Source organism: Mycobacterium farcinogenes, assembly GCF_019739075.1.
Taxonomy (GTDB): Bacteria; Actinomycetota; Actinomycetes; order Mycobacteriales; family Mycobacteriaceae; genus Mycobacterium; species Mycobacterium senegalense.
In genome coordinates, this window is the sequence record NZ_CP081673.1 from 3,520,642 (window position 1) to 3,534,043 (window position 13,402).

At 62.5% G+C, this 13,402-nt stretch carries 9 protein-coding genes and 1 pseudogene; 6 read left to right on the top strand and 4 right to left on the bottom strand.

Annotated features, from left to right (window positions below; translation table 11 throughout):
• Positions 1-42 precede the first annotated feature (42 nt).
• Positions 43-1,050: an acyl-ACP desaturase gene (locus tag K6L26_RS16740; protein ID WP_221850837.1), complete on the top strand. Its 1,008-nt coding sequence runs from the start codon at positions 43-45 to the stop codon at positions 1,048-1,050.
• A gap of 45 nt (positions 1,051-1,095) precedes the next feature.
• Here K6L26_RS16740 and K6L26_RS16745 read toward each other — a convergent pair whose 3' ends face one another.
• Both K6L26_RS16745 and K6L26_RS16750 read right to left on the bottom strand, forming a co-directional pair.
• Entirely contained in the window at positions 1,096-2,766 is a 1,671-nt protein-coding gene (locus tag K6L26_RS16745; protein WP_221850839.1) for an FAD-binding dehydrogenase, read from the bottom strand.
• A gap of 38 nt (positions 2,767-2,804) precedes the next feature.
• A complete protein-coding gene (locus tag K6L26_RS16750; protein WP_435405336.1) occupies positions 2,805-3,437 on the bottom strand; it encodes an Rv1733c family protein in 633 nt (210 codons plus the stop codon).
• Positions 3,438-3,701: 264 nt separating this feature from the next.
• Here K6L26_RS16750 and ctaD point away from each other — a divergent pair, with 264 nt between their 5' ends.
• Genes ctaD through K6L26_RS16765 form a run of 3 tightly spaced genes read left to right on the top strand, consistent with a single transcriptional unit; the run spans position 3,702 to position 7,783 of the window.
• The gene (gene ctaD, locus K6L26_RS16755; RefSeq protein ID WP_064897459.1) at positions 3,702-5,402 is read left to right on the top strand and encodes an aa3-type cytochrome oxidase subunit I; all 1,701 of its coding nucleotides are present in this window, start codon (positions 3,702-3,704) and stop codon (positions 5,400-5,402) included.
• Complete coding sequence (gene nrdF / locus K6L26_RS16760; RefSeq protein WP_019348900.1) at positions 5,399-6,382, top strand: class 1b ribonucleoside-diphosphate reductase subunit beta; 984 nt, start codon at positions 5,399-5,401, stop codon at positions 6,380-6,382. The genes ctaD and nrdF overlap by 4 nt, the downstream gene beginning before the upstream one ends.
• A 45-nt stretch (positions 6,383-6,427) precedes the next feature.
• Complete coding sequence (locus tag K6L26_RS16765) at positions 6,428-7,783, top strand: protoporphyrinogen oxidase (RefSeq protein WP_221850840.1); 1,356 nt, start codon at positions 6,428-6,430, stop codon at positions 7,781-7,783.
• A gap of 13 nt (positions 7,784-7,796) precedes the next feature.
• Here the strand turns inward: K6L26_RS16765 and K6L26_RS16770 are convergent.
• A pseudogene (locus K6L26_RS16770) lies at positions 7,797-9,349 on the bottom strand (Rieske 2Fe-2S domain-containing protein).
• Positions 9,350-9,413: 64 nt separating this feature from the next.
• On the bottom strand, positions 9,414-10,649 hold the full coding sequence (locus K6L26_RS16775; RefSeq protein ID WP_047041135.1) for a cytochrome P450: 1,236 nt from the start codon (positions 10,647-10,649) through the stop codon (positions 9,414-9,416).
• A 336-nt stretch (positions 10,650-10,985) separates the two neighbouring features.
• On the opposite strand from K6L26_RS16775, the gene K6L26_RS16780 reads away from it, so the two are divergent.
• Both K6L26_RS16780 and hsaA read left to right on the top strand, forming a co-directional pair.
• Positions 10,986-12,194, top strand: a complete 1,209-nt coding sequence (locus tag K6L26_RS16780) for a 3-ketosteroid-9-alpha-monooxygenase, oxygenase component (protein ID WP_221853410.1) — start codon at positions 10,986-10,988, stop codon at positions 12,192-12,194.
• A gap of 23 nt (positions 12,195-12,217) precedes the next feature.
• Complete coding sequence (hsaA, locus tag K6L26_RS16785) at positions 12,218-13,396, top strand: 3-hydroxy-9,10-secoandrosta-1,3,5(10)-triene-9,17-dione monooxygenase oxygenase subunit (RefSeq protein ID WP_435405369.1); 1,179 nt, start codon at positions 12,218-12,220, stop codon at positions 13,394-13,396.
• Positions 13,397-13,402: the final 6 nt, after the last annotated feature.

Below are 13,402 nucleotides of genomic sequence, written 5' to 3' on the forward strand. Positions count from 1 at the left end.
GATGACAAAAGTCCCTACCGGCGTTGCGGCGTGACCAGTTGAATGAAACTGCAAGTTACAGTTACGGACTCAGGAGTGATCTTGCCGAAGGACTCGAACGATCTGCGATTGCTGCATGAGTTGGAACCGGTGGCAGAGCGCCTGCTCAACAGACATCTGTCGATGATGAAGGAGTGGAATCCTCACGACTACATTCCGTGGTCGGACGGCAAGAACTACTACGCATTGGGCGGCGAGGATTGGCACCCCGAGCAGTCGCAGTTGTCGGAAGTTGCCAGGCTCGCCTTGATGGTCAACCTCCTCACCGAGGACAACCTGCCCTCCTATCACCGCGAAATAGCGATGAACATGGGCATGGACGGGGCCTGGGGGCAGTGGGTCAACCGGTGGACAGCCGAAGAGAACCGGCACAGCGTGGCGCTGCGGGATTACCTCGTGGTGACGCGTGCCGCCGACCCGATCGAGCTCGAAGAGCTGCGGGTCGAGCAGATCACCCGCGGCTTCTCCCCCGGCCAGAACCAGCAGGGCACCCTTTTTGCCGACAGCCTCCTCGACTCGGTCCTCTACGTGAGCTTCCAGGAACTGGCTACCCGGGTCTCACACCGCAATACCGGTAAGGCGTGCAATGATCCGATTGCCGATCAACTGATGCAACGAGTTTCGGCTGACGAGAACCTGCATATGCTTTTCTACCGCGACATCTCCGCGGCTGGCTTCGAACTGGCGCCGAATCAAGCTATCGCTTCGGTCTTCCGGATTCTCGACAACTTCACTATGCCCGGTTACACGATTCCATCGTTTCGCCGCAAGGCGGTCACCATTGCGGTTGGCGGTATTTACGAACCGCGTGTCCACCTGGAGGAGATCGTGATGCCACAGCTCAGGAAGTGGCGCATCTTCGAACGCGAGGATTTCACCGGCGAAGGAGCGCGGGCACGGGACGATCTGGGTGTCTTGGTCGAGAAGCTCGAAGAGTCCTGTGTCAAGTTCGACGCGGCCAAGGAGCGCCGGCTCAGTCGCGCAGCTCGAAATGCAGAGAGACTTGCTTGACCGGCAAAAGCCGCACAAAGCCACGCGCTTTCCGGTAGTCGGATCTCACAGTGCTTTTGCTGCGGCGCGTCCGGCCGTGCGGCCGGTGAACAGGCAACCGCCGAGGAATGTCCCCTCCAGTGCGTTGTAACCGTGAAGTCCTCCGCCTCCGAAGCCGGCGACTTCTCCGGCCGCATAGAGACCGTCGATCGGCCGCCCGTCCAGTCCGAGAGCACGCGATTGCAGATCTGTTTGAATACCACCCAATGTCTTTCGCGTCATGATGTGTAGTTGCACACCGATCAATGGCCCTGCCTTGGGGTCCAGGATTCGGTGCGGAACGGCGGTGCGGGTCAAGCGGTCTCCGGCATAACGTCGTGAGTTGTGGATACCTTGTACTTGTGCGTCCTTGCTGAACGGATTTGCCACCTGTAGATCACGCGCCTCGATTTGTGCCCGGATCAGGGACGCGTCCAGCAGCGGCTCACCGGTCATCCGGTTCATGGCCGCCACGAGCTGTCCGAGTTCCCTGGCAACCACAAAGTCCGCACCATGACGTTTGAATGCTTCGACCGCCCTGGGCGCCTTGGTGTTGAGCAGGCGGTCGCGGACAACGGCCCGGACGCTCTTGTCGGTGATGTCGAGGTTCTGCTCGGAACCCGATAGGGCGAACTCTTTTTCGATGATCTTCTGGTTGAGTATGAACCACGAATGGTCGTATTCGGCGATGTCAGGCCGTGTGCGCAGGTAGCGCAGAGTGCCTCTGGTGTCGTACCCCGGCAGGTACGGTTCGGGCAGTCGTCGGCCCCGGGCATCGAACCACATGGGCGACGGGCCGGGGAGGATGCGGATTGCGTGGTGGGGCCAGACCGGACTCCAGTCACGTACCCCTTCGGTGTAGTGCCACATGCGGTCGCGGTTGACCAATCGCACACCGGCATCGGCAGCAATGTCGAGCATGCGGCCGTCGACGTACGCGGGCACCCCTGTGATCATGTTCTTCGGCGGACTACCAAGTGTTTTCGGCCAGAACCGACGCACCATCTCTTCGTTCCCACCGATCCCGCCGGCTGCGACGATGACCGCTGCGGCGGTGAGTTCGAACTCGCCCTGCGGATCTCGATTGGTGGAGACGCCTCGAGGCGACGTGTCGGGCGCGAGCACCGTGCCACGCACGCCGATAGCCGCTCCGGAGTTGACCATCAGCTCATCGACGCGGTGCCGGTGGTAGAACCGTAGGTGTCCGTTTAGCTCGGCCTGCTTGGCCAGGTTGACAAACGGTGCCACCAAACCGGGACCGGCGCCCCAGGCGATGTGAAATCGCGGTACCGAGTTGCCGTGTCCGCTCGCACACAGATCGCCGCGCTCTGCCCACCCCACGGTGGGCAGGAACCTCACACCGTGACCGGCCAGCCACGGACGCAGTTCTCCAGCCGCGAATTCCACATAGGCACGGGCCCATCTCCTCGCCCAAAGGTCTTGGTCGTCAAGACGATCGAACTGGGCGCTTCCCTGCCAGTCATCCCAGGCGAGCTCAACGTTGTCTCGCACCCTGAGCCGCCGTTGTTCAGGGCTGTTGACCAAAAAGATTCCACCGAGTGACCAGAAAGCTTGCCCGCCCACGTTGGCGGGGCCTTCCTGGTCGACCAAAGCGACCTTCTTGCCCCGCCTGGTCAATTCATGGGCGGCGGCCAGACCCGCCACACCAGCGCCGATGACGATAACGTCTGCATCCATCGGATTACCCTTCCGTCTGGCCTCGGGCCCCGACGCCGTCAGCGCTGCGTATCGCTCAGTCCACCGGTATCGCTTTTCAGCAAGCGCCACTCGGCATCCCACTTTCGATAACGCAGACGCATCAACCATTGCTGCGCCAGTGCGGCTGCCAGGCCTATCACGCCAACAAACACCAGCCACACGGCAACCCCGATCGACACCGCATCGACACCGGCCTGCCAGCGAGGGGGCGGTGGGAGCACCTGCCGGCCGGTGGGATCGACCAGGATCTCGACCTGATCGCCCTCTGCGGCCGGGTGGCTGAGAACAACTGAACCAGAACGCTCTCCTGAGGGGGTTGGCCAGCGAGCATCGGTTTCGAACTGTCTACCTGTCGTTCCGACAGCCGCTCTTGTCCGGGCCATCACGCGAGCCTGCACGGTGTGGCCACTGGCGGCCTGTTCGGCGTACAGGTGAGATCGGCTGTCATGGACGGCGGTGCCGATGGCGCCGGTGATGGCCGTGGCGATCAAGATGAGGATGATGACCAGGACGGCCCCGACAGCTTCCACTCGGTCAGTGAGCCGGATTATGGGGTTGGCACCCAGCGCCCGCACGATCCAACAACGTCCGGCGCCGAAGGTGAAGTGCGTCAACAGAAACCTCCCTGTGTCGAATCCCGGCGTTTCCATCGTGCACAGGCACCCCGAACTATGGCCAGGGGACAAAGACCGCTTGATGGTCTGATTCTTTGGGGACCTTCAGCGTCAAATCGAGGACGAAAGACCCTTTGCTGCACGGGATTTCTGTCCGATTCCTCGACAGCGCCTCTCGATAGGTGACTTATGGCCCTTCCTGACCGGGACTGCGCGAGAAACAGTGGTAGCCAACCGGGCACCTTGTGCGAAGCGCCGTTCGTCGGCGCGTGGGTGTGGGTATCGAGAGGAGATTTGTTAGTGACTGCCGAAGCCCCTCCAATCGGAGAACTCGAGGCACGCCGTCCGTTTCCGGCGCGGACAGGCCCTAAGGGCAACCTGATCTACAAGCTCATCACCACGACCGATCACAAGCTGATCGGCATCATGTACTGCGTCACCTGCTTTACGTTCTTCGGGATCGGTGGCGTGATGGCACTCCTGATGCGCACCGAACTGACCGAACCCGGCTTGCAGTTCTTGAGCAACGAGCAGTTCAACCAGTTGTTCACCATGCACGGCACGGTGATGCTGCTGTTCTACGCCACCCCGATCGTGTTCGGGTTCGCCAACCTGGTGCTGCCGCTGCAGATCGGCGCACCGGACGTGGCATTCCCGCGGCTGAATTCCTTGTCGTACTGGCTGTTTCTATTCGGCGCGCTGATCGCCCTCGGCGGCTTCATCACCCCCGGCGGTGCCGCAGACTTCGGCTGGACGGCTTACACGCCGCTCAGCGATGCGATCCACTCCCCCGGAGTCGGCGCGGACCTCTGGATTCTGGGTATCGCGGTGGGCGGTCTGGGCACAATTCTCGGCGCGGTCAACATGATCACGACAGTGGTCTGCATGCGCGCACCGGGAATGACGATGTTCCGGATGCCGATCTTCACCTGGAACATCCTCATCACCTCCATGCTGGTGGTGATCGTGTTCCCCTTGCTGACCGCCGCGATGTTCGGCCTGGCCGCCGACCGCCGGCTCGGCGCGCACATCTACGATCCTGCCAACGGCGGCCTCATGCTGTTCCAGCACTTGTTCTGGTTCTTCGGCCACCCCGAGGTATACGTGCTGGCCCTGCCGTTCTTCGGTGTCGTATCCGAAATCATTCCGGTGTTCAGCCGCAAGCCGATCTTCGGTTACACCACCCTGGTGTACGCCACCATCAGCATCGCGGCCCTCTCGGTCGCGGTGTGGGCGCACCACATGTACGCCACCGGTGCCGTGCTGCTGCCGTTCTTCTCCTTCATGACCTTCCTGATCGCCGTGCCCACCGGCATCAAGTTCTTCAACTGGATCGGCACCATGTGGAAGGGCCAACTCACCTTCGAATCCCCGATGCTGTTTTCGATCGGCTTCCTGGTCACCTTCCTGCTGGGCGGTCTGTCCGGCGTGCTGCTGGCCAGCCCGCCGATCGACTTCCACGTCACCGAAACCTATTTCGTCGTGGCACACTTCCACTACACCCTGTTCGGCACCATCGTGTTCGCCACCTATGCCGGCGTGTACTTCTGGTTCCCGAAGATGACCGGACGTCTGCTCGACGAGCGGCTGGCAAAAGTGCACTTCTGGCTGACCTTCATCGGTTTTCACGCCACCTTCCTGGTGCAGCACTGGGTCGGTGACGAGGGCATGCCGCGCCGCTACGCCGACTACCTGCCCACCGACGGCTTCACCACACTCAACGTGGTGTCCACCTTCGGTTCGTTCATCCTCGGTATCTCGGTGTTGCCGTTCGTGTGGAACGTGTTCAAGAGCTGGCGCTACGGCGAGCCGGTCACCGTCGATGACCCCTGGGGCCATGGCAATTCGCTGGAGTGGGCCACCTCCTGCCCGCCGCCGCGGCACAACTTCACCGAGTTGCCCCGGATCCGTTCGGAGCGTCCCGCATTCGAACTGCACTACCCGCACATGGTCGAGCGGATGCGCCGTGAAGCTCACGTCGGCCACAACAACGAACCATGATCACCCCGAGTGCGGGCGAGCCGTTGATGGAGCCTCTGGAAGCGATCAACTGGAACGCCGTCACCGACCAACGGGACATCGACGTCTGGAATCGGTTGACGGCCAACTTCTGGCTCCCGGAGAAGGTGCCGTTGTCCAACGACCTGGCGAGCTGGAACACCCTCAGTGATGCTCAGAAACTGCTTACCGTGCGGGTGTTCACCGGCCTCACATTGCTCGACACCATGCAAGGGACTGTGGGATGTATTGAGATGCTCGCAGATTCACTCACCCCACACGAAGAGGCCGTCTACACGAACATGGCGTTCATGGAGTCGGTTCATGCCAAGAGCTACAGCTCCATCTTCTCCACCCTGTGTTCGACACGCGAGATCTCCGATGCGTTCGCGTGGTCCCGCAGCAATATCTACCTGCAACGCAAAGCGCACATCGTGCACGACTACTACCGCGGTGACGACGCACTGAAGAAGAAGATCAGCTCGGTCATGCTGGAATCGTTCATGTTCTACAGCGGTTTCTACTTGCCGCTGCACTGGGCAGCCCACTCGATCCTGCCCAATACCGCCGACATCATCCGGCTGATCATTCGCGACGAGGCCGTGCACGGGTACTACATCGGCTACAAATTCCAACGTGGATTCCGCTACGAAACGACGTCGCGGCAAAATGAACTGCGCGAATTCGCCTACGCCATGCTCACAGAACTCTTCGACAACGAAACTGACTACGCCCACTATCTGTACGATCCGCTGGGCATGACAGATCCAGTGCTGCCATACATGCGCTACAACGCCAACAAGGCCCTCGCCAACCTCGGCTTCGACCCGCTGTTCGCAGGCGCCGACAGCCAGGCTCCCGCGGAGATCTTGTCCGCGCTTGATCCAGGTGCAGCCGAGAACCACGACTTCTTCTCTGGCAGCGGCAACGCATACGTCATCGGAACCGCGGTCACTACCACCGACGACGACTGGAACTGGTAGCACCGCCGGACTTGGCGGCGGTATCCGCAGACAAGGAAGCTGCTGATGAGCCTTTCTTATTGCATTGTCGGTGGCGGGATCTCGGGTCTGGTAGCGGCCTACCGGATTCGGAGGTCCGTCGGTCCGGACGTGTCGATCACGCTGTTCGACGGCGCTGATCGGCTCGGCGGAATTCTGCGCACTGAGTGTCTCGGCGGACAGCCATTCGACATCGGCGCCGAGGCGTTCATCACCCGCAGGCCCGAAATGTCGGCACTGCTGGCCGAGATGGGGTTGGCCGACAGGCAGATCCAGACCACCGGTGTGCAACCGTCGCTCTACAGCTGCGGCGAGTTGCACCCCTTGCCGCAGCGCACTGTGCAAGGGATCCCGACGATGGCATCGTCGATGCTCGACCTGGTCGACAACGCATCGATCGCCCAAGTGCTCGACGAACGCATCCGCCCGCTGGTCTGGCGCGTCGGCGCTGACCCCACCGTGGCGGAACTGGTCGGCGATCGGTTCGGCGAGCAGGTGGTGGCCAGGTCGGTGGACCCCCTGCTGGCCGGGGTGTATGCGGGCTCGGCGGCGAACATCGGGTTGCGCGCCGCCGCTCCAGCCGTGGCAGCCGCCCTCGACCGCGGCGCGACGAGCTTGACCGAGGCGGCCCGAAGAGGCTTGTCCCCAACTATTTCCGGGTCGGCATTCGGTGCGGTGCAGGGCGGCTACTCGGTGCTCATCGACGAACTGCATCGCCAGTCGGGGGCCCGTTGGGTCCGGGCGGGTGTTCAGCGCGTGGGCCGTGCCGCAGCCGGCTGGGAGGTCCTTGATGACGAGGGCGCTCGCTGGTCGACGGATGCGGTTGTGCTGGCTGTTCCGGCGCCCCGGCTGGCGCCGTTGATCGAACACCTCGCGCCGCACAGCGCGGCGGCCGCACGCGACATACCCGTCGCGTCGGTGGCCGTGGTGGGCCTGGCGCTCCCGGTCGGCACAGCTCTGCCCCGGACGTCGGGAGTGTTGGTGGCTACGGGAGAAAAGCTACGCTGCAAGGCGATTACCCTGTCGTCGCAGAAATGGGGACGGCGCGGCGACGTCGAGCTGGTGCGCCTGTCGTTCGGCCGGCTGGGCGACAAACTGGCCCACGACGCCAGCGATGACGACCTGCTGCGCTGGGCGCGAGAGGATCTTGGCACCATCTTCGGTATTGACGTGGCGCCCGTCGACTTTCACGTGCACCGCTGGATCGACGCGATGCCCCAGTATCAGCCAGGCCACCAGGAGCTGGTCACCCAGTTGCGAAGCGGTCTACCGCCGACACTGGCCGTAGCGGGAGGATATCTGGATGGCATCGGGGTGCCGGCGTGTATTGGTACAGCCACCCGAGCGGTCGCCGCACTGACGATTGCCGGCGCTGCTGGATGACAATCAGTGCACGTCACGGTGTGTGTCTGAGGTCGTGGCCCTTGGTGGTGAGGCATTTGCCGTTCTCCAGGTTCCATTGCCAGCCGTGCAGGTTGCAGGTGAGCGTGTTGCCTTCCACTACACCGAATTTGGACAGGTCGGCTTTGAGGTGTGGGCAGCGGCGCTGGATTTCCCAGCCGTCGAGGGTGATCGATGAGGAGTCGTCGTGGGCTTCGGCGAACCAGCCGTCGGCGTAGGCGATGCGTTCGTCGGTGAGGCATTTGAAGAAGGTGTAGAGGTACTCGTTGTAGCCGCCCACGCGCCAGGCGGTGAACCGGGTGGACAAGAAGATGGTGTTGACCCAGTCGGGCTCGTTGTCACGCAGTACGGTGCGCACCAGTTCGGGTGGGATCGCGAAGCCGTAGCGGAACTTCTCGTCGGCGATGGGTTCGCGGACCAGGCGTTTGGGGAAGTCCAGGACCACGGTCTCGGTGTGGTCGGGGCCGGACAGGCGGAGTTCGACCGGGTAGCCGATGCCGTCGCAGATCTGGTCGGTCTGGGTCATGATCGGCTCGAACAGTGCCCGTAGTCCGGGCAGCAGGGGTTCTCCGGCGGCCGGGGCCCACGAGGCTTTCTCGGCGGCCAGTACCGGGGCCATCCGCTGGGCGTAGTCCTGGATGTAGGCGGCTTTGCCGGTGGTGAAGATGGTCTCGGGGTCGGTGACCGGGTGGGTCAGCGAATTCAGGTGTGACCGGTGAAATCGGCGGTGCTGCCGGGGATCATCAGCAGGCCGCCGTCGTGGCCGTGGCGGCGCATCTGGTCGAGGAAGACGACCTGGTCGGGGAAGATGTTGGCCGGGTCGCCGTGGTCGTCGTTGAGGTCGCGCAGTTCGGGGTCGAGGAAGCAGGGCGGGCCGGCCGAGGGGATCACCCAGGTGGCGCCGACTTGGGCGATGTACTGGCGGCACCGGTCCATCTGGCGCTGGCGTTTCTGGATGCCGAAGGCTTCTTTGGCCCGGGCCGGCATGTCGTAGACCATCGGGTACCAGATGGCCCCGGAGTACTGCAGCATGTGTACGTCGATCTGGCCGAAGTCGGTGTCCAGCATTCCGAGATCCACGGGCCTGGAGTCGTTCATATTGAAGAACGTGGTGACGCCATCCGACACCACGAGGCCTGAGTCGCCGATCGGGCCGTCGGCGGGGGCGCGCAGCGCGATGATCATCACGTCGAGGTCGCCCTTGGGGCCGCGCACGGTGTGTTTGACCGAGTCGGTGGTCTCGAAGAACCGGTGAAAGCCCAGTGCCTGCAGTTCGCGTTGCAGGTCGGGTACCGGGAAGTCGGGCAGCAACACCATCGCGTCCTTGTTGACGTGGCGGCGCAGGTTTTCCGGGTCGAAGTGGTCCTTGTGCAGGTGTGAGATGTAGAGGTAATCGACGTCACCGAGGGTGTCCCAGTCCAGTGCGCTGTTGTCGGGGAACGGGAACCAGGAGGCGAAGTAGGCGGGGTTGACCCAGGGGTCGCACAAAATGCTTCCCGCCTTGGTCTCGATCAGGAAGCCGGCATGCCCGACGCTGGTGACCTGCACAAACAGCCTTTCGATGGAGTCAGGACAAATGGATTGAGGCCAGGCGATTTTCGCCTGGACGGCGTCAGTGGCCCCCGTAATCAACCTGCCAATGCTTGATGCCGTTGAGCCAGCCGGACTTCAGGCGTTCGGGCGCACCGATCGGTTTGAGATCGGGCATGTGATCGGCGATCGCGTTGAACATCAGGTTGATCGTCATCCGGGCCAGGTTCGCACCGATGCAGTAGTGCGCCCCGGTGCCGCCGAACCCTAGGTGCGGGTTGGGATCCCGCAGGATGTCGAACGTATGCGGGTGGTCGAAGACTTCCTCGTCGAAATTGGCCGAACGATACGACATCACGACCCGCTGGCCCTTCGCGATGTGCACGCCATGAAGCTCGACGTCCGCGAGGGCGGTGCGCTGAAATGCCGACACCGGAGTCGCCCACCGGATGATCTCGTCAGCGGCGGTCTTGGGGCGCTCACGCTTGAACAGCTGCCATTGGTCCGGGTTGTGAGAGAACTCGATCATGCCGTGAGTGATCGAATTGCGGGTGGTCTCGCTGCCCGCGACCGAAAGCATGATGACGAAGAAGCCGAATTCGTCGTCGGTGAGCTTCTCACCATCGATGTCGGCTTGGACGAGCTTGGTCACGATGTCGTCGGTCGGATTCTTACCCCGATCCTCTGCCATCTTCATGGCGTAGGTGATCAGCTCGAGGGACGAGGCCACGGGATCGACGTCGGCGTACTCGGGATCATCGCCGGCGGTCATCTCGTTGGACCAGCGGAACAGCTTGTCGCGGTCGTCTTGTGGCACACCGAGTAGCTCGGCGATGGCCTGGAGCGGTAGCTCGCAGGCGACCTGTTCGACGAAGTCGCCGGTGTTCGACGCCGCGCCGGCCTTCGCGATCTGCTGCGCGCGGAAGTTCAGCTCGTCTTCGAGTCGCGCCAGCGCGCGCGGGGTGAACGCGCGCGAGATGATGTTGCGCAGCCGGGCGTGCTGTGGATCGTCCATGTTGAGAAGAACATTGCGCTGCAAGTCAATCGCCTCACGGGTCATGGACTGCGGCCACACCGGGATCGCGCCGTCCGGGGAGGTGCCGAAGACGTCATTGCGCTTCGACACTTCCTTCACATCGACGTGCCGGGTCACCAGCCAGTAGCCGTTATCCCCGAACCCACCGGTTCCGCCGGGCACATCAACCCAATGGACCGGTTCGGTCCGTCGCAGCTCCGCAAGCTCGGCAATCGGCAGACCCGACAGGTTGCGCTCGGCGTCGAGGGGATCAAAGCCTCGCGCGATATTCAGATTGACCATGGCGGACGGCTCCCTACATTCTCGGACCGGGCGATGCAGCAGTGCACACCACTATTGCCGTGGACATGGGTGCAGAAAAGGGCCTTTGGTCCTTAGCTCGGCCTACGCTCCACCAAACGTATTGCATACCAACCGACTTCGGTGATGGCATCACTGAAATCACTGCACGCCAACAGGACCGGGTCCGATGGCGCGACCCGTAGCTGGCGGAAGCGAGACGATTCAAACTAGGGACCTTCGTCCCTATCTTATAGCTCCAGCCTGCGCTTAGTGTGACAACCCAGCGAATTAAGGAACGTGTTCTCGTTTTTCCTGAGGTAGCTGGAGGTGACCGTTTTGTCCAAAGATTCGACTGGTGCTGCGGTGCGTGAGATCGATGTCGGAACGACGCCGACGAGATTTGCCCGGGGCTGGCATTGCCTCGGAATGGTGTCGGACTTCATCGACGGCAAGCCGCACTCGATCACCGCGTTCGGAACGAAGTTGGTCGTCTTCGCCGACAGTGAGGGTGCGGTGCACGTCCTCGACGCGTACTGCCGACATCTTGGTGGTGACCTCTCGCAAGGCGCGATCAAAGGTGATGCCGTCGCATGTCCTTTCCATGATTGGAGGTGGGCCGGCAATGGCCGCTGTACTCAGGTCCCGTATGCGAAGCGTGCTCCCCGACTTGCACGTACACGTGTGTGGTTATCGAGTATTCGTGCAGGTCTCTTGTTCGTTTGGCATGACCCCGAAGGCAGTGCGCCGTCGCCGCATCTGGACATCCCCGACATTCCGGAGTTTCAGGACGAGGGTTGGACGGAATGGTCCTGGCGCACTGAGGTCATCGGCTCCAATTGCCGCGAGATCGTCGACAACATCGTCGATATGGCGCACTTCTACTACATCCATTTCGGGTTTCCGACGTATTTCAAGAATGTGTTCGAAGGCCAGGTAGCATCCCAGTACCTTCGGACGATCGGCAGGCCCGACGTCAACTTGGGCGGTTCGCACTATGCGGGCGAGCAGATCCTCGATTCCGAGGCTTCCTACTTCGGGCCGTCGTTCATGATCAACCGGCTGCACAACAGCTACGGCGGGTACGAAGTGGAAGCCATCCTGGTCAACTGCCATTACCCGGTGACTCCGGATTCCTTTGTACTGCAATGGGGAATAATGGTTCGCCGCCCACAAGGTCTGAGCGACGAGGCCACCGACCTGCTGTTGCGTGCGTTCACCGACGGTGTCAGCCAGGGCTTCCTGCAGGACGTCGAGATCTGGAAGAACAAGACCCGCATCGACAATCCGCTTCTCGTGGAAGAGGACGGACCGGTCTATCAGCTGCGACGATGGTATGAACAGTTCTACGTCGACGCCGCCGATGTCACTCCGGAGATGACTGATCGGTTCGAGTACGAGGTGGACACCACTGCGGCCAATGAGTACTGGCGCGCAGAAGTGGCCGAAAACCTTCGAAAGCGCGAAACATCGACAGCAGCCGTTCGCGATAAATCCGAGACCGCTGCCCCTGGTCTCGATCAGCCGAGCCCTGGGAGGGCAGTTTAGTGATTTCACACGACCACAGCAGCATCCATGCGATCCGCGACACTCAGACAGTTCTCGACGGGGTCGCCGAACTGCTACCTCGACTGCGCGAGCGCGCGCAAGCCACCGAGAATCTGCGCGCGATCCCCGATCAGTCATTGACGGAACTCGAAGAGATCGGATTCTTCAAACTCCTGCAGCCGGAACAGTGGGGCGGCTTGCAGTGCGATCCCACCGTTTACTGCGAAGCGGTCCGGCGGCTGGCCAGCGCCTGCGGTTCCACCGGTTGGGTGGCCGGCATCCTCGCCGTGCACAATTGGCATCTGGCGCTCTTCGACCAGCGGGCCCAGGACGACGTCTGGGGCGACGACGTGTCTGCGCGTGTGTCGTCCTCCTACGCCCCGATGGGCTCGGGCAAGGCGGTCGACGGAGGCTATCTGGTCAGCGGCGAATGGAAATGGTCGTCCGGTTGTAACCATGCCGGCTGGACCTTCGTAGGAGGCCCGGTCATCAAGGACGGCCGCCCGGTCGACTTCGGCAGTTTCCTCATCCCGCGCGCCGACTATGACATCGATGACGTTTGGAACGTGGTCGGCCTGCGTGGCACGGGAAGCAACACCCTCCTCATCGACGAGGTATTTGTACCCGAGCACCGCTTCCTGTCCTTCAGAGCGATGAACGACGGTACCGCAGGAGGTTGCCAGACCAACACTGCACCGGTGTACAAGATGCCCTGGGGCACTATTCATCCCACCACGATCTCAACGCCCATCGTGGGTATGGCCTACGGTGCCTACCACGCGCACGTCGAGCACCAGGGCCGGCGGGTGCGCGCTGCGTACGCCAACGAGAAAGCCAAGGACGACCCGTTCACCAAGATCCGTATCGCCGAAGCGGCCAGCGACATCGACGCGGCCTGGCGTCAGCTGACGGGCAATGTTGCCGACGAGTACGCGCTGCTGCTGGCCGGCAAGGAGATCCCGTTCGAGTTGCGCGCCCGCGCCCGTCGCGACCAGGTCCGCGCCACCGGCCGCGCGATCGCCTCGATCGACCGGCTCTTCGAGGCCTCGGGTGCCACGGCACTATCGAACGACGCTCCGGTGCAGCGCTTCTGGCGGGACGCCCACGCCGGCCGGGTGCACGCTGCCAACGATCCGGAGCGCGCCTACCTGATCTTCGGCAACCACGAGTTCGGCCTGCCCTCGGCCGACACGATGGTCTGACAGATG

What these genes read in the sequence shown, in the direction of transcription:
- K6L26_RS16740 (WP_221850837.1), top strand. Translation starts at nt 43, where the DNA reads ATGAAACTGCAAGTTACAGTTACGGACTCAGGAGTGATCTTGCCGAAG.
- K6L26_RS16745 (WP_221850839.1), bottom strand. Translation starts at nt 2,766, where the DNA reads ATGGATGCAGACGTTATCGTCATCGGCGCTGGTGTGGCGGGTCTGGCC.
- K6L26_RS16750 (WP_435405336.1), bottom strand. Translation starts at nt 3,437, where the DNA reads ATGGAAACGCCGGGATTCGACACAGGGAGGTTTCTGTTGACGCACTTC.
- nrdF (WP_019348900.1), top strand. Translation starts at nt 5,399, where the DNA reads ATGATCACCCCGAGTGCGGGCGAGCCGTTGATGGAGCCTCTGGAAGCG.
- K6L26_RS16765 (WP_221850840.1), top strand. Translation starts at nt 6,428, where the DNA reads ATGAGCCTTTCTTATTGCATTGTCGGTGGCGGGATCTCGGGTCTGGTA.
- K6L26_RS16775 (WP_047041135.1), bottom strand. Translation starts at nt 10,649, where the DNA reads ATGGTCAATCTGAATATCGCGCGAGGCTTTGATCCCCTCGACGCCGAG.